Origin of the sequence: Marinifilum caeruleilacunae, from assembly GCF_013141825.1 — a bacterium.
GTDB lineage: Bacteria > Bacteroidota > Bacteroidia > Bacteroidales > Marinifilaceae > Marinifilum > Marinifilum caeruleilacunae.
Map to the genome: position 1 here is coordinate 1 of NZ_RZNH01000004.1, position 26082 is coordinate 26082.

At 37.5% G+C, this 26082-nt stretch carries 7 protein-coding genes; 4 read left to right on the forward strand and 3 right to left on the reverse strand.

Annotated elements, in window-relative coordinates:
- Positions 1 to 18502, reverse strand: an 18502-nt coding sequence (locus tag ELS83_RS03820; protein ID WP_171594206.1) for an HYR domain-containing protein, incomplete at its 3' end; no start/stop codon positions are given.
- A gap of 375 nt (positions 18503 to 18877) precedes the next feature.
- Between ELS83_RS03820 and ELS83_RS03825 the strand changes: the two genes are divergently transcribed.
- From ELS83_RS03825 to ELS83_RS03840, 4 genes are all read left to right on the forward strand, one after another.
- Positions 18878 to 19954, forward strand: a complete 1077-nt coding sequence (locus ELS83_RS03825) for a glycoside hydrolase family 53 protein (protein WP_171594207.1) — start codon at positions 18878 to 18880, stop codon at positions 19952 to 19954.
- Positions 19955 to 20086: 132 nt separating this feature from the next.
- Positions 20087 to 21577: an acyl-CoA dehydrogenase family protein gene (locus tag ELS83_RS03830; RefSeq protein ID WP_171594208.1), complete on the forward strand. Its 1491-nt coding sequence runs from the start codon at positions 20087 to 20089 to the stop codon at positions 21575 to 21577.
- A gap of 436 nt (positions 21578 to 22013) precedes the next feature.
- Positions 22014 to 23108 (forward strand): carboxypeptidase-like regulatory domain-containing protein, encoded by a 1095-nt coding sequence (locus tag ELS83_RS03835; protein ID WP_171594209.1) that lies wholly within the window; start codon positions 22014 to 22016, stop codon positions 23106 to 23108.
- Positions 23109 to 23120: 12 nt separating this feature from the next.
- A complete protein-coding gene (locus tag ELS83_RS03840; protein WP_171594210.1) occupies positions 23121 to 23906 on the forward strand; it encodes a DUF4919 domain-containing protein in 786 nt (261 codons plus the stop codon).
- Positions 23907 to 23985: 79 nt separating this feature from the next.
- On the opposite strand, the gene ELS83_RS03845 is transcribed toward ELS83_RS03840, so the two are convergent.
- Together ELS83_RS03845 and ELS83_RS03850 are read right to left on the reverse strand one after the other, a co-directional pair.
- The gene (locus tag ELS83_RS03845; protein WP_171594211.1) at positions 23986 to 25332 is read right to left on the reverse strand and encodes an outer membrane beta-barrel protein; all 1347 of its coding nucleotides are present in this window, start codon (positions 25330 to 25332) and stop codon (positions 23986 to 23988) included.
- Positions 25326 to 25895 (reverse strand): RNA polymerase sigma factor, encoded by a 570-nt coding sequence (locus ELS83_RS03850; RefSeq protein ID WP_249414402.1) that lies wholly within the window; start codon positions 25893 to 25895, stop codon positions 25326 to 25328. The genes ELS83_RS03845 and ELS83_RS03850 overlap by 7 nt, the downstream gene beginning before the upstream one ends.
- Positions 25896 to 26082: the final 187 nt, after the last annotated feature.

Sequence of the window (26082 nt, forward strand, 5' to 3'; positions counted from 1 at the left end):
CTTCATCATCATTGGCTGCAATACTTACCTCTGAACTGTCGTCATCAGAAATTGTTACTGTTGCTGTATTATTTGCTCCAATGCTGATTTGTGGATCTCCAGATGTAATACTTGTTAAAGTAACAACTACCTCTTCATCTGATTCCAGAATGTTGTTATCAATCACAAGTACATCAATGGTTCCACTACTTGTATTGGCAGGAATCTCAATGCTGCCTGATAAAGCTGTATAGTCTTCATCTGMTGTTGCACTTCCACCTACTGTGTAAGCAATTACWGTTGCTACATCCGATTGATTACTCAAGCTTACCGTAAACTGTCCGTCGTTATTTGGCTCACCTGCTTCATCATCATTGGCTGCAATACTTACYTCTGAACTGTCGTCATCAGAAATTGTTACTGTTGCTGTATTGCTTGCTCCAATGCTGATTTGTGSATCTCCAGATGTAATACTTGTTAAAGTAACAACTACCTCTTCATCTGATTCCAGGATGTTGTTATCAATCACAAGTACATCAATGGTTCCACTRCTTGTATTGGCAGGAATCTCAATGCTGCCTGATAAAGCTGTATAGTCTTCATCTGCTGTTGCACTTCCACCTATTGTGTAAGCAATTACTGTTGCTACATCCGATTGATTACTCAAGCTTACCGTAAACTGTCCGTCGTTATTTGGCTCACCTGCTTCATCATCATTGGCTGCAATACTTACCTCTGAAACATCGTTATCATTAATTATTCCAGTTGCCGTGGCATTTCCACTATCAATAGTTATCTGTTGTTCATTTGCACTATTAACTTCAATTTCTGCAGTAAAACTTTCTGTAGATTCCAATTTTAGATCACCAATAACTACCACAGGAATATCAACACTTGTTGTTCCCTTTAGAATAGTATAGGTCTGAGATGATTGTGCAATAAAATCACCTGCCGTTGCAGTACCATTTGTAGTAGTAAAATTGATTACTACATTTTCTTGCGCCTCGCCACTCATGGTCGCCACAAAATTGTGATTCGCATTTACATCAGTTTCACTTACTGTGAATCCTGCCAGGCTAATTGTATAGGCATCATCATCGGTAATGGTTCCAATACCTTGCGGTTTTGAAATGGAAATTCCTGTTTGAGCATTTACAAATAGGTTAAACAAATTGATATAATACTCTTCTGTTGGCTCTGCGATATTATTTCCGATAATATCAACAGTAATGCTTTGAGAAGAACTGTTTAATCCTCCAAATGTTAATTTACTTGTAGGAATAGCAGTATAATCTGAAGGCGCTATAGCTGTCGAATTTGCTGATGCATAATCTACAGTATAATCATTTTGAACTGTACCAGTTTGACTTACTGTAAATGTTGCTGTCCCATCTGATTCATTCACAATTACATCGTTAATTGATAAACTTGCCAAATCATTATCTGTAATGGTACCTATTGCTTCCGTCGTAGAAGCTTCGCCAGCCAATGAAATATCTTGACCGTTCGAAATCAAATTACTAAGTCTACCAATTAAATTTTCCGATGGTTCTACAACATCATCATTATTCAGATTAACTGTTACGGTCTGGCTGATAGGATTTGTAGCACCAAAATTAAATATGGTAGGAGCTATTGCAGTAAAATCAGAACCTGACGAGGCAGTACCATTAATCGTTTCAAACTCTACTGAAATGGCATTCTGAATCGTACGATTAGATTCGATTGTGAATTCTGCAGTACCAGCTGATTCATTAATTGTAAACCCAGAAACAGACACAATTGCATTATCATCATCATTTATAATTCCTATTGATGTATCATTTCCTAATGTAATTTGCTGCCCATTCTTTTCTACAATTTTAATCTTACCTGTAAATGATTCCTGTGGTTCGTTCACCAAATCACCAATTACTTCCACTGGAATATTTACAATTAAGTCACCAGGTTGGATTGTGTATTCAACTTCAGATTGTGATGTAAAATCGCTTCCTGCTAAGGCAGTCCCTTCAATTGTTGTAAAGCTGATTACCACCGGATATTGCGCCGTAATATTCATACTTGCAACAAAATTGCGGGTAATATTTGAGTTGGTTTCCTGTTTTGTAAATCCAATCAGATTTATGGCAGTAACCTCGTCATCATCAGTAATTGTACCTTCCGCTTGATTATCTGCAAAACTTACATTTCCACTGCTTACAATATTGATTAAATCTATATTATAATTCTCTGTTGATTCGGCAACTGAATTATTAATAATTGGAATCGTAATACTTTGGGTCGTATTGGATGAACCCGCAGTAAAAGTTAATGTATTGGAAACTGTGGTATAATCACTTGGTGCATGAGCTGTTCCATCATTTGTTGTAAAATCAACAGTTAATTCATCCTGAATAGTTCCTGTTAAACTTACGGTAAACACTGCTTCACCGCTCGCAATATCCTCTGAAACCTCCACGTCATCAATACTAATCGTTCCACTGTCGTTATCTATTATCGTTCCTGTGGCAATTGCATCCGAAATTGTAACCAAACCACCGGTAATATTACTAAGTGTTATCGTATACGTCTCAGTTGGTTCAATTAAATTATCATTATTAATGGCAACAGTGAATGATTTACTAGTACCATTAACAGAACCAGCAGGGAATATTAATGTGCCTGCTGATAAAGTGTAATCAGAACCTGCAACTGCACTTGCATTATCACTAGTTGAATAATCAACAGTAAATTCATCTTGTACATTTCCTGTTAAGACAACAGTGAATGTAGCCAAGCCACCTGCAACATCCTCATCAACGCTTACATCTGCAATGGTTATGCTCGCCGCATCATTGTCGTTGATTGTATATTCTGCATTTGCGTCTACAATGTTTACTTGCTGACTATTGTCATTGCTTAAGTTGATTGATCCATTAAATCTTTCCTGAGGTTCCAAAACAAGATCTCCCAGAACATCTACTGGAATATTAACAGATGTGCTACCTGCTGGAATTGTTACTACTGTTCCAGTCTGAGCTGTATAATCTGTTGTTGTTTTTGCTGTTCCATCAGAAGTCTCAAAGCTCAAAACAACGTCTTTTTCAGCTGCTATATTAGTATTTACAAGATAATTTACAGATTGTGTTCCATTGGTTTCAGTAACTGTTTTATCTTCTAACCTAACTTGCATTTCATCATTATCATTGATAATACTTGTAGCTGTAGCTGTTGTGATTGTTACTTGCTGTCCATTTAAGGTATTCAATGAAATTGCACCTGTAAAATCCTCTGTTGGTTCTGCAATGATATCACCCAATACAGTAACAGGAATATTTGTATTTGCTATTGAATTTGCAATTAATATTACATCTGCATTAGATTGTGCTGAATAATCGCTACCTCCTTTAGCAGTATTTTCCGCAGTTGAAAACAACAATGAAATTGGAGATTGAGAAGCAATATTTCTGCTTACCAGGAAATTCTGAGTTTGTGAACCATCTGTTTCCGTTACATTAAATCCGCTAAGAACCAAATTGACTATATCATTATCTGTAATTTCACCCTCGCCCTGCGCATCGGAAATACTAATTCCAGTCTGACCATTTGTATTCAAGCCAGATAGATTAATATGATATGTTTCGGTTGCTTCCGCAATGTTATTCTCAATAATGTCAACAGTAAATGTTTGAACATTATTATTAGAACCTCCAAATGTTAATTCAGTTGAGCTGATTGCTGTAAAATCAGATGGCGATTCTGCAGTATCATCAGCACTTGAATAATTAACTGTAAAGTCATTTTGGACCGTACCAGTAATCGTAACAGTAAAGGTTGCTGTACCTGCCGATTCTGCAACACTCATATCATTGATAGCTACAGTAGCTACATCATTATCCAGAATTGTTCCATCAGCCTGAACTGAAGAACCTCCGCCAAAGAATATTACTGCCTGATTTTTGGCATCAACTTTATTATTAATTGTTCCTTTTACTATTTCTATAGGCTCAACAATGTTGCCATCCAAAATATCAACTGAAACTGTTTGAACTAAACTATTACCTGCTCCAAATGTCATTCCTGAATTTGAAACTGCCGTGTAATCAGAACCATTTTTCGCTGAATCATCAGAAGTAGCAAAATCAATTGTAAATTCATCTTGAACGGCTTTATCCATTGTAATTGTAAAGTCGGCCGTTCCAATGGATTCATCTACTGTAAATCCTGCAATGGAAATGGTAGCTGTATCATCATTTGTAATTGTACCTGTTCCTACTCCCTCGGTAGCAGAGATACTGATAGAAGGATCAACATTACCATCGACCTTGGCATTACTCAAATTCACTGAAAAAGTTTCATCTAACTCAACGATCTCATCACCATGAATTGGAATACTAATGGTTTGAACTTCTCCTGCCGTACCAACAAATGTTAGAGTACCTGACTGAGCAGTATAATCCCCATTAAAAGTCGTAGCAGTTCCATCCACCGTTGCGTAATCAACCGTTACTCCTAACTCAACAGGATTGCTAAGCGTTACATTAAACACCAGCTGTTTTGTACCTGAATCACCTTCTGTAATTGTCGGATCAGAAATAGACAATTCAGAAGTATCATCATTTTGAATAGTTCCTGTTCCTACTTTTCCTGCTGGATCAATTGAAATATTTCGACCCGAATGATTCACATTTCCAAGTACTAATTGGAATGCTTCATCAGGCTCTAGTGCAAGATCTCCATTCACTTTTAGGGTTAATGTTTTAATCTCATTCAACTGATTACCATCAAAAGTTAACAATCCCCCTATTGCGGTAAAATCAGAAGGTGATTTTGCTGAACCATTTTGAGTATAGTAGGAGACCTGATATGAGCCTACTACTTGTTCTCCTGAATGAGTTACTGAAAAAATAAAGTCGGTTGTTCCACTATTGGTTTCAAATGCTGAAACATCATTTATCGAAATAGTCGCTGCATCATTGTCATAATTGATCACATTTACATTCGGTGGATCTTCAACTTTAGCAACATCCTTATATATTGGATCGCTCGTACTTGTTCTATCAACAGATAAGTTGATTGAATAAGGAATGTCTCCGTCAACCAATACATCTTCCACTCCGGTTACCGTAACAGTTTGTGGGGTATTCCAATCTGTATGATCGAAGGTTAGCACAGATTTGTCAATTGTACCTTCACTTTCATCACTACTTGCCAGATTAATCACCACATTATAATTATCTGTATCTGTGGCTGGTTTAGTAGTAAGTACTACAGTAAATGTTCCTGAGCCAGGAGCTGTTTCATTAGTAGTTAATGTCAACGGAGTTACAATAAAATCAGCAGTATCATCATCTATGTTTGTCATGCTAACGTTATCAACTAACAAATTAGCATACTTTGGATCGGTGGAAGATGTATTTCCTGTATTAATGTTATAAATTACATTACCATCATCAATATCATCATCAACACCTTTAATAGTAACAGTCTGAGCATCACTCCAATCGGAAGGTGTAAAAGTCAATATTGTAGAACCTTGAATATTTCCTTCGGTAGAATCATCGCAGGAAAGTGTAATTGTTACATTTTGTATTGGCTCTGTATCCAAGACAACATCAAATGAACCTAAACTGCCATCCTCATTGGTACTATTATCATTTACAGTTACGCTTACACCAGCTTCATCATTATCAAGATTCACAGCATTCACATAAGTTGGAGTAGCCTGCTCATAGCCTGAAAAATCATCGGTTTCTGCTTTGTTAACAGATAAACTGATATTATACGCGATGTCGTCATCATCAACATCATCATTAACACCTGTTACTCGAACCGTTTGAGGTTGATTCCAATTAGAAGCATCAAATGTCAATTTATTTTTATCAGTAGTACCTTCTCCTGAATCATCACTGGCAACATCAATTACAACAGTTCCTGTTGGTGCTGATTTCAATATCACAGTGAAATCTTCATAACCTTTATCTTCTGTGGTTGTTATATTTCCTTTGTTCGTTACAATAGATCCTCCACTCGCATTTACTGTGATTGTAAAGGCACATAATGCTGAATTACCAGCATCGTCGTACACGGTATATGTAAGAGTTGTTGTACCAATGTTGTAATCACCACCATTCAGAGGATTTGTTGTACCGCTTAGCGGACTATTATCAGTTCCTGATCCAGTTGTAGCTCCTGTCAGTTCCCAATCGAATTTCGTTACAGCACAATTATCATCGTAATATGCAGCAGGAATATCCGATACTGTTACATAAGTAACTCCGTTAGATGCAAGTTTCGACATATTAGCCGGACAAGAAGTAAATTCTGGATTCTGGTGATCAGAAACTACCACATCAAAAGTAGTTACTCTATCATTATTTCCATGATCATCTGAAGCTGTCCAGGTTACAGTAGTTCTGCCTTTGTTAAAGACAACACCATTTAAGGTATTTCCAGTACCTATAGTTGCTCCTGATAAAGAATAAGACATAGCAGTTACAGTACCACAATTATCTGTTGGATTCCACAGATCATCTCCATGCGTATATGAACACTCATCTGGATCAGTAGTAACTGTTCTATCTGTTAAATCATCTAAAGTAGGTCCCTGATCATCTACAATTGTCAATGTAGCCGAACATGTTGCCGTATTTCCTGCAGCATCAGTTACTTTTAAATAAACTGTTGGTGTTGAAGGATCGGAACAAGTATAAGTTACAAATGGAACATATCCAGACAATTCCAATTTGGAAATTTCCATGGTAATCGAACAATTATCACTTGATCCATCGTTTATCTGAGATGGAGATACTGCCACATTTCCTTGACGATTCAAAGACACTGTAATATCCTTACATTGGGCTACAGGAGCGATAAGGTCCTGAACTGTAACCGTTGCATCACATGCAGATGTGTTTCCATTCACATCTGTTACCGTTAAAGTAACTACATTATTGCCCAAATGCTCGCATGAGAAATTGTATTGACTCAAACTTAATGAAGCAACGCTACAATTGTCGCTTGAACCATTATCAATATCTGCATTAACAATAGAAGCATTACCGGTTGCATCTAACTGAATTGTAATATCCTGACAAATAGCAGAAGGTGCAATATTATCTTGAACAGTTACAGTTGATGTACATGTCGATACATTTCCATTATTATCGGTAACTGTTAATGTAACAAGGTTTCCACCTACGTTTGAACAGTTAAATGTTGACTTATCAATACTTATCGAAGCAATACCACATGCATCAGATGAATTGTTATTGATATCATTTGCAGTGATATTTGCGTTTCCTAAAGCATCCAGTTGCACTGTAATATCCTTACATATAGCATTCGGTTTTACAAGATCTTCTACTGTTACCGTAGATGTGCATGTAGATACATTTCCATTGTTATCAGTAACTGTTAATGTAACAGTGTTAGCTCCAATATCATTACAATCAAAATTAGTAATATCCAAAGCAAGGTTTACACCACATGCGTCCGTTGAACCGTTATCAACCATGGCCGGAGTAATACTTGCATTTCCATCAGCATCCAGTTGAACAGTAATATTCTGACAAATGGCCGTAGGTTTTACATTATCTTCTATTGTAACAGTTGCTTCACATGTAGATACATTACCATTATTATCTGTTACCGTTAGAATTACTGTATTGGCTCCAATATGATTACAATCAAAATTAGTCTGATCTATGGCCAGGTTTGCAATTCCACAGGCATCGTTAGATCCATTATCAATATCCGCTGCACTAATGCTGGCATTTCCATTAACATCTAACTGAATTGTCATGTTTTGACAAATTGCATTTGGCGCGATATTATCCTCTACCATTACCTTGGCCGTGCAGGTAGCAGAATTTGAATATTCGTCTTCTACTGTTAAAGTAACAATCTGCTCTCCGATATCCGTACATGTAAAACTGGTTTTATCGAGACTAAATGTTAGTGAGCTGCTACAATTGTCTGTAGATCCATTATCAATCTGATCGGTTGTTATACTTGCATTACCAAAAGCATCAAGTTGTACAGTAATATCCTTACAAACTGCGTTTGGAGCAATATTATCAACAATGGTAATTATTGCATCGCATGAAGAACTGTTTCCATTATTATCGGAAACAGTTAAAGTCACAGTATTTGGCCCAATATTAGAACAATCGAAGTTTGTCTTGTTTAAACTCAAGTTTACTCCACAAGCGTCATTTGAGCCATTATCAACTTGTTCTGGTGTGATACTTGCATTTCCTGAAGCATCAAGTTCAACTGTTATATTCTGACATAAAACAATTGGCTTCGTGTTATCAACAACATTTATAGTAGTGCTGCACTCATCATAATTTCCTTGAGGATCGGTAACTCGTAATGTAACCGAATTAGCTCCAATATCAGCACAGCTGAAAATATTTGGCGTTACAGTTTTAGTTAAATTACAATTATCTGATGAACCTAAAGATAAATTATCGATATCAGTTCCAGTTAATATATAGTTGCCATTGGCGTCCAAATAAATTGTAATTGGATTACAAACTGCAATCGGATTGATATTGTCCTGAACTGTTACGGTTGCATCACAGCTTGCTGAATTTCCATTCACATCGGTTACCGTTAAAGTAACAGTATTTGCTCCCACATCGGAACAGTCAAAAGTAGTTTTGGCTGCTGATACACTTTGGATTCCGCAGGCATCGGTAGAACCTCCATCCAACTGGCTTGCAAGAATACTTGCCTGTCCAAGCACATCTAACTGGATAGTTATATCATTACACAATACATTTGGAGGCGTTGCATCTTCCAAAATTACAACTGCAGTATTACAGCTTGAAATATTACCGTGATTGTCAGTAACCGTTACTACAACAGTATTGTTTCCAACATCGTTACATGAGAAACTATTTGGAGTCACTTGAATAGAAGCAATTCCCGTTGGATCCGAAGAACCACTTGCCAATGCATTAACATCATCGCTATCTAAATTATAATTACCATCTGCATCCAACTGAACGGTAATGGTGTTACAGTTTACAATCGGATCTTCCTCATCCACCACTTTCACCAAATATCTTCCGGTATTGATATTGCCATGGATATCCGTTGCTGTCCATACTACTTCATGGGTTCCAATTGAAAATTGTACACCTTCTATACTTGTTGTAAGATCTGTTCCTACTTCTCCTGTATTGTCTATATTATAAGTAATCTTTTCAACATCACAATTATCAGTCACAAGAGGATTCCAATTGTCTGCTACCAAAGCCGTATAGAATGCTTTCCCGGCATCTGTATTCCTGGTTTGATTGGCAACGGTTGTTATCTTTGGAACTTCAACATCTGTAATCGTGAACACTGTTGTACATGTTGCACTTACATTATCACTTATATCATAAAGTCTCCAAACCACAGTAGTTGTTGGTTCTGCATCTGTTCCTACCGGGATTTTAATTCCTGCCAAAGTGGTTGTTAAGTCTGATCCCACTTCAGGATTTGAACCAATTTGATAGGTCAATTTTTTAAGTCCTTGGTTGTCTGAAAATCCATAAGGATCTTCTTCAGCACCAGGAATTTCGAATGAACAAGCTCCAATATCAGCATCTTTAGCAACACTTGCATCTGGACAGTTCTCAATAACTGGTGCCTCATTATCACTTACAATCACTTGAATGGTGCAAGTTGAGAAATTACCAGCCTTATCGGTAGCCGTCCAGACTACATCTGTAATTCCTACTGGGAAGGTTGCATTTGCAAGGGTGTTGCTATTGTTGTAATTGTTACTAAGGGTTGCTGTACAATTATCGTTGGCAGTAGGATCAAATTCAGATCCCTGTGTCAGGTAATATGATTCTCCCGGATCTGCATCCCTATTAAACGGAGAACCCAAAGGACATGCAATTGTTGGAGCTTCATTGTCTTCGACAGTTATATTAAATGAATGAACCACTTGATTTCCTTCTGCGTCAACCGCCATGTAGGTAACTTCGGTTATCCCCACTTCAAAAGTTCCACCAGGAATAGCTGTGGCAGGACTTACTGTTACAACGATATTCTCATCTGCAGTAACATTATCTTTAAATACCGGAGCTATGTAATTTACAACAGCCTCGCAACTTCCAGAGGTTTGAACGGTTGTATTCAAAGCCGCTGTTCCTACATATGGACCTTCAGTGTCTACTACATAAGCATAGAATTTGGCTTCACTTCTATTTCCTTTGTCATCTTCAGCATACCAAGTTATGGTATTCTCCCCCATTTGTAATTGAGTACCTGCCAAAGTAGCAACGTTAAATTCATTTACCAATTTGGTTACAATTCCACAATTGTCAATGGAAGTAACATCATCAAACTCACTACCTTGTATCGTATAGTAATTCTTCCTAAAATCGGTACTACGAGTTTGATTACCAGGAACTGCAATAACCGGAGCTTCATGATCTTCAATTGTTAAAAGGAATGAGCATGAAGTTTCATTTCCATTTGCATCTGTAGCTGTCCAGGTAATTACTGTTTCTCCTGTTGCTCCTGCTCCGGATCCTCTTGGAATTTCAATACCAGATAGAGTATTTGCACCTGTTCGCTCTAATCCTGTTTCAGCATCAGTAAAACTCCAAACTACCGATGCAATTGTACAGTTATCGCTAAAAGCGGTTGGATCGAACTCATTCCCCAACACCAGGTACGAGCAATTCCCTGAATTTGTGTTTCTTGTTTGGTTAGCAATACATGAAATGCTTGGATTCACATCAGTAATCACAACATTAAATGTACAGATTGACACATTATCATTATTATCAATTGCAGTATAGGTAACAGCAGTTGTCCCAACATCGAACAAGCTACCAGGCGAATGAGTAGATGTAAAACTCTTCACTCCACTGCAATCGTCGGTTGCCGCTAGCGCAGGCCAATTTGCAATCGCCTGACAATTTTCTCCTGAAGCCTGCACTGTAATTGTTGAAGGACAGTTACTAATAATAGGTCCTTCATTGTCAACTACAGTAACTGTTTGGTTGTGAACTGTTGTATTTCCAGCCTCATCCGTAACGGTCCATCTTACTTTTGTTTCTCCAATTAAGAACGGGGTTGGTGCATCATTGGTAATTACCAAATCACCGCTCGCGGTACAATTATCTGTTGCAATCGGATTTGTCAAAACCATTGTGCTTATACATGTTCCCGGATCGATATTCACTGTAATATTTACTGGTAGTGGATCGATTACAGGTGCAACGTTATCAGTAATAACCACTTGATTTGAACAAGTATTAGAATATTCATTACCACCAATGGTTTGCTTAGCTGTCCAGGTTACTGTAGTTATTCCTTTTGGAAAAACTGCTCCATTAAGACTTGTATTACTTGGTGCATATGGAAGAATACCCGAATCTGTTGTTTGGATATTATGAACAAGTGTTCTTCCTGCAATTACTGATAAGTTTGTAATTTGAGCATCAAGTGTATTACCTGAATGTGTATAAGAACAAGCGTCCAATGTGGTATGTTCATATAAGTTGGAAGGACAATCTAAAATTGGATCGAATGAATCGACAATGGTAATATTTACTGTACAATTATCAGAATTTCCTGAAACATCAGTAGCTGTCCAAACAATTGCATGATCGCCTATATTTAATTGTACTCCATTAAGATTACCAGAATTATTTCTATCATTTCGATAAGATGACAAACTACAATTTTCATCTACATCAGGTCTAAACTCGCTTCCTACTGCTGTATAGTAGGTAACTTGTGAATTGTTAAACTCTCTGTAGTATGTATTTGTTGGGCAATCAATAACTGGAGAAATATCATCTACAACAGTTATTTTTTGTGTATGATTTACAACAAAACCTCTTGCATCTCTTGCTGTCCAGTAAACATTTGTAGTTCCAACATCGAAATTGTTGCCCGATGGATTTCTTGAGTAAGTAAGATCCAATGGAGCATCACAATTATCTGTTCCCGAAGGAGTACCTACATCGACACCAGATGCAATACACGAACCGGCATCTACATTAAGGTTTACATCTGCAGGCCAATCAATTACAGGAGCCTGATTATCAGTAACTGTAATGGTGAAAGCACAACAATTGTTTACATCACCACCATCGGTTGCTGTCCAAATAATATCGCTTGTACCTTTTGGAAAAATTGCACCTTGTAAAGTATTTGCATTTGGAGCGTAAGGTGTGGCTTCCGAATCTGTAGTTTGAATATTGTGAGTTAAAGTTGCCGTAGAACTAACGTCTAGAGCGGTACCTGGAACTGTATAAGTACAGACTCCAGGATCGGTATTTACCCGTGAATCTCCTCTACAGGTAACCGATGGTGGATCATCATTATTTACAGTAACTGTAATTGTGCAGGTAGCAATGTTATCCGCATTATCGGTTACTGTCCAAACAATGGTATTTTCCCCCACTGGAATTTGAGCTCCATCAAGCGAAGCTGTTCCATTAAAATCATTCTCAACACTCTTTATTCCAGAGCAATCAGAATTGTAATAAGGACCAAATTCATGGCCATTTACTGTATAATAGTTTTGTCCTTCATCAACCTGACGACATAAGTCAGAAGGTGACGGACAGTCAATACTTGGAGCGTCATCATCCAATACGGTAATTTTTTGAATTGCGGAGGAGATATTTCCATGAATATCTCTCACTCGCCATGTTACCGTAGTTTCACCTAATGAATAAGAAGATTGAGCATCATTTCTAACCCAATCTACTCCACAATTATCTGATACGATTGGCGTACCTAATGTTACAGTAGCACGACAGCCTGAATTTGTATTTACCGTAATATCCTCAGGAGCTGTTATGGTAGGAAATTCTTCGTCTCTTACAGTCACATAAAAACTACAAGAATTAGAAAAATCCTGCCCATCGATAGTACGTGAAGCGGTCCAGGTTACCAATGTTGTTCCTTGTGGGAATTCTGCGCCAACAAGTGAAGAAGAATTGTTATAGCTATTGATTAATGTTGCTCCCGTAGTAGTTGAACTTGCGTCAAATTCAGTACCAGCAACAGTATAACTACATTGTCCTGAAGTATTAGAAACTGATTGATCTCCAACGCATGTTATTGCTGGATACAAATCTTCAACGATTTCTATATTAACGGTACAACTTGTGGTATTGCCCGAATGGTCTGTTGCAGTCCAAACAATTGCATGATTTCCAGGACTTAACCTCTCTCCTGTTAAACTCGAGCTAGCATTTAAATTGTTGGTATAAGTATAGTTGCAATTGTCTGAAGCAACTGGTTTAAACTCTCCATTTCCAACTGTATAATAAGTTTGTCCCTGATCCACTACACGCAGGTAATCATCAGTAGGACAATTGATCACAGGATCTGTATCATCCACTACTGTAATTGTAATGGTTTTCTTCTGTGCATTGCCAAAATAATCTTTTACGGTCCACTCTACCTCTGTATCTCCTACTGGAAATTGTTCATAGGCAAGCGTTTTGTAACCATTCCAATTGTTGGTGATAGAGAAATTATCTGGCGTACAGTTATCAACAATTGCCTTAGGATCAAATTCATCACCTACAACTGTATAATAACAATGATTAGCCGACGCTGATTTTGAAGCACTTGCCGTTAAGGTAAAATCAGGTTTAGCTACATCATTTACTGTTACCTGATATTGTATTGTTGAAATGTTACCTGCAGCATCTGTTGCTTTCCAGACTACGATGGTTACTCCAACGGGAAATTCAAAACCTGCAAGTGTTGATGTGTTGTTTTGGTTATTTACCAAAGTAAAGGTGGTACAATTATCATCTGCACTTGGGTCAAACTCCGTTCCAACCGTTTTGTAAGAGCATTTATCAATAGGTGAATCTTTCACCTGATCGTCTACTATTGTGATCACAGGAGCGCTTACATCTCTCACAGTAATCTGAAAACTACAGGTTTCACTATTTCCACTTTTATCGGTTACTGTCCAAACTACATTATGAACACCACCTGTCAGTGTTACACCAGCCATGCTGGTTGACGCACCACCCGATTCTCCGTTTAAAGTATACGAAACAGTTAGTTCGTTTGCATTATCACAATTGTCGACCAATTCGCTTGGGTCAAATTCCGTTCCAACAATTACATATTCGCAAGCATCCGTCGGCATTTCGCGAATTTCATTTCCATAACAAACAAAAGACGGAGCCTGATTATCTGATATGGTAATATTAAATGGTGAAGAAACAACTGAATTTCCATTTACATCTGAAAGTGTCCAAACGATAGCATAAGGATGTTCATTATCTTTAGGCAGTTGTAAATTCGCCAACGTATTACTACCTGTAAATACTTCCTCTCCATTCTTTGTAATTACATAGGTTGGTGTTTGGGTATTACAATTATCAGATACATTACCTAAATCAAAATCAGTTCCTGAAATGGTAAAATAACATTGACCTGGATCTGTATCAAAATTATAAGCATATGAATTTGCCGGATCACCTAAAGGTTGAGTATATGTTGGATCCTGATGATCTTCAACAGTTACAAAAATTGAACAGGTCGATGAATTAATCCCATCTGTTGCTGTCCAAATAATTTCATGAACTCCTGTTGGAATTTGTTTTCCTTCCAAAGTCGAAGTTCCATCGAAACTATTCGTAACTAACACATTACACTCGTCCGACACGGTAGGATTGAATTCTGATCCTTGTACAGTATAGAAACATACACCGTTATCCGCGTTACGCACGAATGGAGATAGTTCTGTACTTGAAGGACAATTAACCACTGGCGGCGTTTGATCTTCAACGGTTACATTAAAAGACATATCAGTTACCAAACCAACTGCATCAATTGCGCGATAAATAATTTTATACGTTCCCGGATAAAATATGCTTCCGCTTGGAAGTCCTTGAATTCGTGACATGCTAACACCAGGACAATTGTCTGAAAAGTCAGGTTCAGTCCAGCTAACCACAGCTTCACATTTTCCTGCATCAACATTTTGTACAATATCTGTAATTTGAGAAATAATTGGTGCTTCGTCATCAACAACGGTTACCTGGAAAGTTCTGGTGCTGGTATTCACTCCATCGCTTGCAGTCCAAACCACACGATTGGTTCCTGTTTCAAAAACCACATTATTCAGAGTTGTTGCAACTACTGGCATTCCTCCATTAATTGTATAGGTTTGACTAGTTACAGCACAATTATCTGTAATACTTACATCAAACTCACCATTTTTTGCAGTATAACCACAATCGGTATCTGTTCCCCTGTTTTTATTTGTAGTTGCAGAAATAATTGGTGCTTGGTTATCCACAACAGTAATTGTAAAAACAATCGAACTCGCTGCTATATTGCCACTTGCATCCTTAGCCGTCCAGGTAACCAGGTTATCTCCCTTATTTAAATGTTGAGAAGCCAGACTTCCATTTCCACTTAAATCTGTTGCTCCACTTACTGTATAGGATAAAATTTCACCTCCACAATTATCTGCTACAATAGGATCAAATTCAGCTCCATTTACAGTATAAAAGCAATCACCAGAATTGGTATTCACTGATTTTGAAATCGTTCCGGAAGTTGCCGTAATCACTGGGGCAGCATTATCAGCAACAGTAACATTCGTTGTACAAGTGCTGAGATTTCCCTCTTCGTCCTTTACTGTTAAAGTCACCTCATTTACGCCAATCTCAGAGCAACTAAATGAAGTTTTGCTCAATGACAAGATCAAGTCTTCGGGTGCTGTACAATTATCCGATGAATTATCATTAACATCTTCGGGAAGTAAATTGGCCAGTCCCGACTCATTTAAATAGATCGTAACTGTTTTGCATGATGCAACTGGTGCTTCGTTGTCGCTTACGCTCACTACAAAAGAACAAACTGCACTTGTATTTCCAGCTTCATCGCTTAATGTATAAGTTACTGTAGTGTTGCCAGTTGGGAATGATGTTCCCGGTGTGTGCGATTTATTCCATGTTAATGTTCCGCTGCAATTATCGCTACCTGTTGGCTCAGTCCAATTTACAAGTGCTGTACTAACACCAGGATTTGTATTTACAGAAATATCCTCAGGGCAATTACTTATAATAGGCTTCTGATTATCTGCAACTGTAACCGTAAAATTACACGCTTCGCTTACATTTCCTTTTTCGTCGGTAACTGTGTAAGTTACAACCGTTTCACCCACCGAAAACTCATCGCCCGGTTGGTGAGATTTTGTCCAAACCAAATTGTCTGCTGATGTACAATTATCGCTGGCTAATGGTTCTGTCCATGATACATTTGCAGTACATACACCTGCATCACTTGTTCTTAGAATATTCGAAGGACAATTCTGAACAACTGGTTTTTCAATATCATTTACGGTAATTGTAAAGCTATTCGAAAACTTATTGCCCGCTGCATCTGTTGCCTCATAACTAATCGTGCTTAGTCCAACAGGAAATTGAGAACCATTGGAAAGTCCTGCTGTTTGTGAAATACTATGTCCCGAGCAATTATCATTGGAACTTGGCTCTATCCAACTCACCAATGCTCCACACTCTCCTGCATCATTGCTTACAGTAATATTTTCCGGCAAATTTATTATCGTCGGATCTTCAGAATCTACTATAGTAATGGTAAAACTCTCCTGTGTTGTCAATCCTGAAGCATCTGTGGCAGTATAGGTAATGGTAGATTCTCCAATAGGAAAGCTTGATCCACTTGTTAACCCTGCTGTTTGAGCAATACTATGCCCACCACAATTATCAACAGAAGTAGGTGCTGTCCAGCTCACTATGGCTCCACACACTGCATTATCATTCGATTGATTCACATTTGCAGGCATATTCAGAATGCTTGGATTCTGATTATCTGCTACTGCAATCGTAAAACTTTCAATTGAAGTTCTACCTGCATTATCGATTGCCGTATAAGTTATCGTAGTTACACCTATAGGAAAAAGTGAACCATTGGGAAGGCCTGCCGTTTGTGAGATACTATGTCCAGAGCAATTATCATTGGAACTTGGCTCTATCCAACTCACTAATGCTCCGCACGATCCATTATCATTATTTACTGATATATTTGCAGGTAAATTTACAATCTCAGGATCCTGAGAATCGACCAAAGTAATTGTAAATGTGCAAGAAGCCTGATTTCCACTTTCATCCTCGGCATAAATACTTACACTTTGCGTAGCTCCATGCCCACCACCTATTAAAGTTCCAGCAGCAGGATTCTGACTATAGGTAATATTCCCTTCAATGCTGCAATTGTCAGTAGCCGTTACACTCAAAAGAGTTTTATAATCTGGCAGTAAGGCATCACATGAATTATTGGTCATCTCAAGGTTTTGATCACCTGGGCAATTTGAAAATTCAGGCGCCTTTTCATCATTCACTGTAATCGTGTAAGACCATTGCGCAGTATTTCCGCTGGCATCTTCGGCTGTCCAAATAATATTGTTGATCCCTTTGGGCAGAGCAACACCATTTAAGCTGGTTGTATTATCTGTTCCTACTGTCGCACCAGCATTTATGGAATAAGTAAGTCGTATTACACCACAGTTATCGGTGTATGATGTTGGATCATAGGAGTTATCTGCAATCGTATACTCACAAGCAGAACCTGAAGTAGCAACATCAGCATTGGTTGCAGCTCCACTTATCGATGGGTTGATATTATCTAAAACAGTAACAACTGCTGTACATGAACCTGAATTTCCTTCTCCATCAAATACCGTTAATGTTACATTATTTTCACCCAAATCGCTGCAAGTAAATGCAGATTTACTTAAGGTTCTATTTGTAATACCACAATTATCCGATGATGAATTGTCAACATCGGCAGGAACTATACTTGCATTCCCCGAACCATCCAAATAAACATTTATATTCTTGCAGATGGCAGTAGGATTTTCATCATCAACAACAATTTCAACCTGTTGATCAACTACACATCCCTGATCGCTAACAGCAACTAATGTATACTGGGTATCCGAAATAATATTAGCAACATATGGCAAGTTGTCAATTTTACTTGTTTTAGGACTGTCCCATATTTCGATCCGTTCGGCTCCTTCCGCCGTAGCGGTAATAGTAAAGTCATCCCCTGAACAAACAGATAACAGAGGATTGGTCAAAGTCAAGTTTGTTGGAAGTGGATGAACAGTAATGGATTGAGTCGTTGCATCAACCGGAAGATATGTTCCAAATCTATCCTGAACACTTTCAAGTGCGTAAACCGTAGTTACAGCAGGATTAATTGGAATTGCGTCTCCACCATAGCTTGGACTTTCAGGGTCTCCATCACTATTGTAATCCGCAATCTCTATTGAGGTAGTGCCTTCCTTATAAACAACTGTATAGGGTCCGACGCTAGCTCCAATAATAATCTGTAGACTCGTGCCGTCACCAGCACAAATATCAGCATCACCTTTATTGGTTATAAAAGCATCTTGAGACATTACATTTTGAGAAATCCCAAAACTTAGAATAAATAAAACAATTAAAAACTTAAATCTTTTAGGAAAATGTGTCTTCTGATTTAATTTCGAGGGTAAAAATGTTGCCATATAATTAAGTAAAATGAGTAATCTAATTGATATCTATTTGGACTTCGATTTTATCCAGCTTGCTAAAATAAAAAACGTTAACATCATATAACTTAAGATTTGTTTAATTTTTATAAAACCATTGAATTGCTTGACAAACAAAAGGCGATCATTGATCACTGAAAAATCGTTGTTAGTATCATTTCCATGATTTCGGCAAGTATGAAATTCTTGTTATAATTTACTTAAACAGTCCTACGATCCTTTAGTACCTGATAAACAGGTAAAAGGTTACAGATTTCCTTATGGTTTTATAACATTTTGTCAAGTATTTATCAACATTCAAAATAAGACAAGTTTTCTTCTTAAATTTGTAGAAAATCAAACTTCAGTTTCATGAGATACATCTTTCTCTTTCTTCCGATATATATTGCCCTTTTTTCGGGTTGTTCCGATAGTAATGACAATTCGGATCTGATTGAAGAACCAAAAGAGCATATGATTTCTGGAGCAGACCTTTCTTTTCTGCCACAGATTGAAGATTTAGGATTACAATTCTATGACAATGGTGTTGAATCTGATATGCTGAGTATCCTAAAGCAACACGGATTGAATACGGTAAGAATTCGCCTGTGGCACACACCTGAAAATCCGAATTCTTCTTTACAGACAGTGAAAGAATTTGCAAGAAGAGTAAAGGATCAGGATATGGATGTTTGGTTATGTGTACATTATTCTGACACATGGGCTGATCCGGGCCACCAGGTAACACCCGAGGCATGGACAGGTTTAGATTTTAACACACTCAAGGATAGCCTGTACAACTACACAGAAAAAATCATGCGTGAAATTCAACCCGATTACATTCAAATTGGTAATGAGGTGAATCCGGGTTTCTTATTGCCACAAGGCGATCGTTTCGAACATCCTGATCAATTTGAAGAATTATTGAATACAGGCATTCAAGCGGTAAGAAATCAGGATGAAGAGTGCAAAATCATGATACATTATGCCGGATATTCCGATGCCTATTCGTTCTACAATGAAGTTGATCATCTCGATTACGATATGATTGCACTATCCTATTACCCGCAATGGCACGGTAAAAACCTTACCGATTTACAGTCAAAAATCAATAATTATCAGATTCAATTCTCACGAAAAGTAATAATTGCGGAAACCGCCTACCCTTTTACTTTAAAATGGAACGATCATACCACAAATATAATTGGTGAAGCCAGTCAGTTAATCCTTCCCGATTATCCGGCAACTCCGGAAGGACAAAAGCAATTTCTTGATAAAATAAAAGACATCTGTATCGAAACCAACAATATGGGTTTTTGTTATTGGGGAGCCGAATATGTTGCTTTTCAGGAGCCAGGAACATTACATGGTTCGAGTTGGGAAAACCAGGCACTTTTCGATTTTAACAATGAAGCACTACCAGCAGTGGAAAGTCTCAATTTAAAATAATATAAATTCATATTCAGGTTTCCCATTCTAAATAGTAAATAAAAACACAAAAGAAGACTTCAAAGTCCTTTATTAAAGCTATTTTTATCTCGTCTAAATTAAATTAGATCGATATAAAGTAGAACGAATAAAATGACTAAGAATTTTTCTGAGTACCTACAGGAGTTTGAACAAACCCTAAAATCAGTATTTTACGAACGTGACGATATTAATAAATTCAGTCTGAACCGTGGATTCCCTCCATTGGTGATGCGTGAAATCATGTCTAACTCTCCCCTTTCGGTAGCCATTCCTGAAAACTATGGTGGACGTGGGGCAAATGTAAAAGAGTGTTTAGGAATCCTTTCTTCGGCTGCATACGAATCATTGCCATTGGCATTAACTTTGGGAATAAACATTGCACTTTTTCTGGAACCAGTTGCAAAGTATGCCAACAACACAGTAAAAGGTGGCATTTTTAAAAGGTTTCTGGAAAAACAACAAATGGGTGGTTTAATGATAACCGAACCCAATTTTGGTAGCGATGCCCTTAACATGCAAACCCATTACACCAAAAAAGATGATTTGTACCACATTAAAGGAACCAAGCATTGGCAAGGTTTAACTGGTTTGGCCGATTTTTGGCTAATCACTTCAAGACACAAACAAGAGCAAGGGAAACTGGATCGTGATATCGATTTCTTCATCTGCGATGTAACACAAAAGAACCAAAAGGTAGTGGTTGAAGAATACTTCGATAACCTGGGCTTATACATGATTCCTTATGGCACCAATAAACTGGATGTTCAAATCCCCAAAGAGTATAAACTAACACCAGAAAGTACAGGTGTAAAAATGATGCTGGACATTCTTCATCGCAGCAGAATGCAGTTTCCAGGTATGGGTTTGGGTTTTATCAAACGTCTGATGGATGAAGCCATCAACCAGTGTAAAACACGAATTGTAGGCGGAAAGAGTCTGTTTTCTTTCGATCAGGTTCAACACCAGATTTCGAAAATGCAAAGTGCTTATACCATTTGCTCGGCCTTATGCGTTAGAAGTAGCGAAAAAAGCGGATTGGAAAATAACCTGGCAAGCGACGGCGTTGAAGCAAACAGCATAAAAACTGTAGTTACCGATCTTATGCAGGAATGCGCTCAAACATTGGTCCAGTTATCGGGAGCAAAAGGATATCGATTGAGTCATATTGGTGGACGCGGAATTGTAGATAGTCGTCCTTTCCAAATTTTCGAAGGAGCAAATGAAATGCTGTACACACAAATTTCGGACATGGTTCTGAAACTAATGAAGAAGAAAAAAGAGAGCAATTTATTTCAGTTTCTTAAGGATTTCAGCCTTACCGATAAAGCTTCTGAATATTTCAAAAAGGAAATTAATTTTTCTGTTGATTTCAATCTGCCTCAGCGCAAACAAGTTGATTTGGGGAAAGCACTAAGCAGAATTGTTTCGGCAGATTTTGTATTAAATCTCGAAGAAAAAGGTTTTCGCAAAGATTTAATTACCAACTGCATAAACTCACTACAACAAGACATCAGTAACCTGATTAATTCATTCCAAATTAACAAAGACGTATCGAGTATTGAGAACTACCAGGATGGAAGCTCATGGCTCGAACTGGCCTAAGACCAAACAGAAAAAACCGCATATAAACCACCTTATTACAAGGTGGTTTTTTTGTTTAGTCTTTGATCGAATGAACAAACAAACTCAAATATTTTTATTGTTCTTTCCCTAAAAATATGGACAAGCTGAACAAGAAAATATTGCTTTACAATAAAATCTTTACTTCAAATCAATACCAATGCAGAAACACAGTCTTTGAATGTATTTTCAGCATTTGAAACTAATATTCCTCTTGTTTTGTGGCATAATTATTGCTAATTTTCAACGTCAGCATTTCTTTCTAAATATCTACACTTAAGTAATATTAGCAAAAGCAGCATTGCCTTAATGATACATTTAGATAGATTTTGAAAGCAATATGAATCAGACAAAAAAAGGTAAAACTCACAGCAAAACTCATTAAACAAAACAATTAAAACCCACTAAGCCAAAACAAATGCCTAAACTCTTTTTGATAGCCATTCTATTGTTTACCCTTCCACTAAACAATGTATCTGCACAAAACACATCTCAAACCATTCGTGGAAAAATTATTGATTCTGAAAGTAAAAAAGCCCTTAAAAATGTTGAAGTTTTTGTATCGGGCACAACAATTGGCACAACGACCAACAAAAATGGAGAGTTCATCTTACACTCCCCCGAAATTCCTTGTCATGTTGGTGTCATGCACGTAGCATATCAGCCCAAGGTTCTAACTATCAACAAATCTGAAGAAGTCGAGGTTGAACTTACGAAAAGTGTAAAAAGTATTGGTGAAGTGAAAATCAAGGGCAAGAATAAACGAAAACAAAACCTCAGGATGTTCAAGAAATACTTCCTTTATTATGCTGAAAATTCTCAAGTAAAAATTTTAAACGACAGCGTGCTGCGTTTTCGAAAAGATGAATACGACTTTCACACCTTCTGTACTTCTCCTTTGATTATCGAAAACAAACATCTAGGCTACCAGATTAAAGTTCTCATTAAAGATTTTCATGTTTGCAAGAAAGACAAGGTGGGCGGTAAGAAAATAAGTATCAATTCTTTTACCGATAATGCTCTTTTCAAACTTGAAGCATTTTATTATTACCAGGATATGCCAGTTTCAAGTTCAATAACCAAAACACTAATTAAAAGCAATAGAAGAAAACATTATTATGGTTCCCTTAGGCATTTTTTAACCTCCCTCTATGCCAACAATCTTGTAACAAACGGTTACAAATTGCAATGCATTCCCGAATCAGGCGACAAAGCCATTATACTCTCCAAAACAGGGGAAAATATCAAACGATATAGATTTCAATCAGAAAAGGTAAAAGTAACCTACTGTGAAAGCTTTGATCACAAACCAATAAACCTTACAAGTGGAGTAACTGCGTTTACCGAATGGCCAACCGTTTTCATTTCTCTTGAAAAAGAGTTTGATGTACATCCAAACGGAACATCATCGAATTTATCATTCGAAGTTCATGGTGCTATGGGTCAACGGTCGCTTGCCAACACTTTACCAAGCAATTATATCCCTGAAAAAAATCCAGCATTTAACTTCTAAGCTAAAAATCTTATGACACGTAAACTATCACTTCTACTGACCATTTTTACACTATTGTTATCATGCCACTCACACGGTCAAACACGCATAGATTTTGATTATGAGCGCGATTTTGAACTTATCCTGGCACAAAGCAAAAATAAAAATAGTGAGATCTTTTTTGATACATTATTCCCTCGCTTTTTACGTGGTGACACTACGCTCACAAACTACGAAATGATTGCTTTACAAATTGGATATACCGACAACGAGAAATATTGGCCATATCAGGATATTGAGCTGGAAAGAGAAATCTGGAATTTAAACGAGAAAGGAAATTTTGAACTAGCTCTTTTAAAATGCGATAGCCTTTTAGACAGGAATCCTTTTAGTTTGATAGGGAATAGAGAAAAATCTTATGCACTTAACAAGCTTGGTAAAGATGAAAAAATAGAAACCTATATAAAGAAGTTTGACCTTGTTGCATTAAGTAATTTATCGACTGGTGATGGAACATCATACGAAACTTCCTGGTTTGTTTTATCACCTGCCGATGGACAATGGATTATTAAATTGGCTTTTCAAAGTTCCATTTGCTCAATGGGTTCGGGCAGAGATAAACATGGTAATTTTCATGATATTTTAGGCGTTAAATTTAAAAACAGCGAAGATTGTCCTCATCTATATTTCAATATCGAGCATGCTGCAAAGCGCATGTTTGGCCCCGATGGGATGAAACTCTTTGATGAACTTGAAGAAAAAGATCAGAAGAAAAACAAACGAAAAAAGAAAAATAAACGGAAAAAGACAAAAGAATAACAAATCAATAAGCTCTATAGGAACTAATTCCTGGTATTAAACACTGTCTTTTTTCCTTTGATACACACAATTATCGTTCTTAAAAATTATAGCGTATACCTGTATGTATTCCTATTGAATATGGTTTGTAGTTAAATTCACTGCTCTTGTTAATGGAATTCAGGTAATATTTAAAGCTAGGTTCAAGTCCAATCTGAATTTTCGGACTTAGATTGTATTCGAAACCCAGGCCAAATAATGAGCTAAAATTGGTTGTCCTCAGGTTATCAATTTCACCAATTTTCTGTTTCGATCCTGAAGTTCGATACACTCCATTATCGATAATCCAATTGGCACCAAAGCCACCACTTACATATACGCCCAATCGTTTTTGCGACAAGCTGTATCGCAATAAAAATGGCACTTCTATGGTTTCAAAACTTTGCATTAACTCCTCTGAGGATCCAAAATTTGAAGTCAGCAGATATTCTGCCTGACTTGCATCGCGGGTTTCAAGGTTCTTGTACCTGATATTTCCCGCAGTTGAGTTTGATGGCAATACCTCCAGACCGTAAGAAGCACCTTCATCCTTATTACTGCCTTCTAACGCATTGGCATCCGAGAAAACAAGATTCTGGCTTCCGCCACCAAAATCCTGACCGATGCGATTGTACATGAATCCGGTTTGAAATGCCAGCTTTTCACCAAGCGCATAATTCACTTTTACACCACCACCAAAGCTTACAATTCCACTGTTAGCACTTGCTGCCGATTCCTCGTTCGAATAAGCCGATGTAATTTGGCCAATGATTGCCCATCTGTTTTTCCTCAATTCATCCTTTTTGGCCTGTTCCATTGCCATCAAGTTATTCATTACAATCAGATCTTCGGCACTTAAAGTGATTACTGATAATTTATCAACACCAATGTATTGAAGGCTTTCAGGAATTGTATTGGCAGAATTAGACAATACACCAACACTCATTGGAATGGAAGCCATAATGGATTCTTTCTGCAGCCTATTATCGTGCACAACAGTTGTTTCTTTAGTGATATTTCGACCTGCGAATAACTCATTAGAAGCAACAAAGTCTTGCACTGATTCTTTGCTTAGCATGACCTCTTCCTGTTCGGCCGTTGCAGTTTCTGTTTCAATAGTTTTATCTGTATTCTTAGCCTGATTTGTTTCGGATACCTGATCGCTCAACTGCTGCATTGGTACAAGTCCAGGTTCTGAAATAAACAGATTTCGATTTTGGATTCCAAAGAACAATAATACCGAAGCAGCCAATGCAGCAGAAATAAATACAATCACCCCTCGCCTTTTTCGTCGGGCTGCCAGCATTTTTCCGCTAATCGCATTCCAGACTTCAGGTTTTGGCTCAACGCTCATTCCTTTCAATCCATCTGCAAACAGACTATCTATATGTTTATTCTCGTCTAGCATATTTTCAGCTTGTTCTCTTTTTCACTTAAAAAATCATTCACCTTTTGTTTTAGTATCGCTCTTCCCCTAGCCAGGTTCGATTTCGAAGTCCCAACTGTAATGTCCATAACTTCAGCAATCTCATTGTGGGTATACCCATCCAAAACATACAAACTAAAAACCATCTGATATCTATCGGGTAAACCTTGGATCATCTGTAGAAGTGCATCCAAAGGAATATCGGCATTTTGGATACTTTCTTCCGGTTCGGGATCAGGATCGGGTTCCCAAATCTCATCAACCACTTGCATATTTTTCGATTTGCGAAACCTTTCCAAAGCCGTATTCACCATTATTCTGCGAATCCATCCTTCGAAAGATCCTTTAAACTGATAGGATTTAATACTTTGGAAAACCTTTATAAAACCATCTTGCAAAGTATCTTCGGCTTCGCTTAAATCATTGGAATACCTCAAACATACACCCAACATTTTGGGTGCAAACTCCCGATAAAGCAATTCTTGTGCTTTAGATTTACCTTTCGAGCAATCTTTAATTATTTTTTCTAATTCTTGGTTTTCCAAAGTGGCTATCGTCTTTTACGATCCTGATTTACTAGATAGTTGTACAAAGTGCGATAAGGTTGCGTTAAAATTACAACTTTTTCAGGCAGCTCCTAAACTCAACTGATTTTTAATCGATTAGAATTTAAATTGAAAATTTCTCATTTCCTGAAGCAACCAATTGTAAAAAGCAACATCATGCAAATGT

Bases quoted from the DNA above. Each gene is read 5' to 3' on its own strand.
- ELS83_RS03825 (WP_171594207.1), top strand. From the start codon at position 18,878: ATGAGATACATCTTTCTCTTTCTTCCGATATATATTGCCCTTTTTTCG.
- ELS83_RS03830 (WP_171594208.1), top strand. From the start codon at position 20,087: ATGACTAAGAATTTTTCTGAGTACCTACAGGAGTTTGAACAAACCCTA.
- ELS83_RS03835 (WP_171594209.1), top strand. From the start codon at position 22,014: ATGCCTAAACTCTTTTTGATAGCCATTCTATTGTTTACCCTTCCACTA.
- ELS83_RS03840 (WP_171594210.1), top strand. From the start codon at position 23,121: ATGACACGTAAACTATCACTTCTACTGACCATTTTTACACTATTGTTA.
- ELS83_RS03845 (WP_171594211.1), bottom strand. From the start codon at position 25,332: ATGCTAGACGAGAATAAACATATAGATAGTCTGTTTGCAGATGGATTG.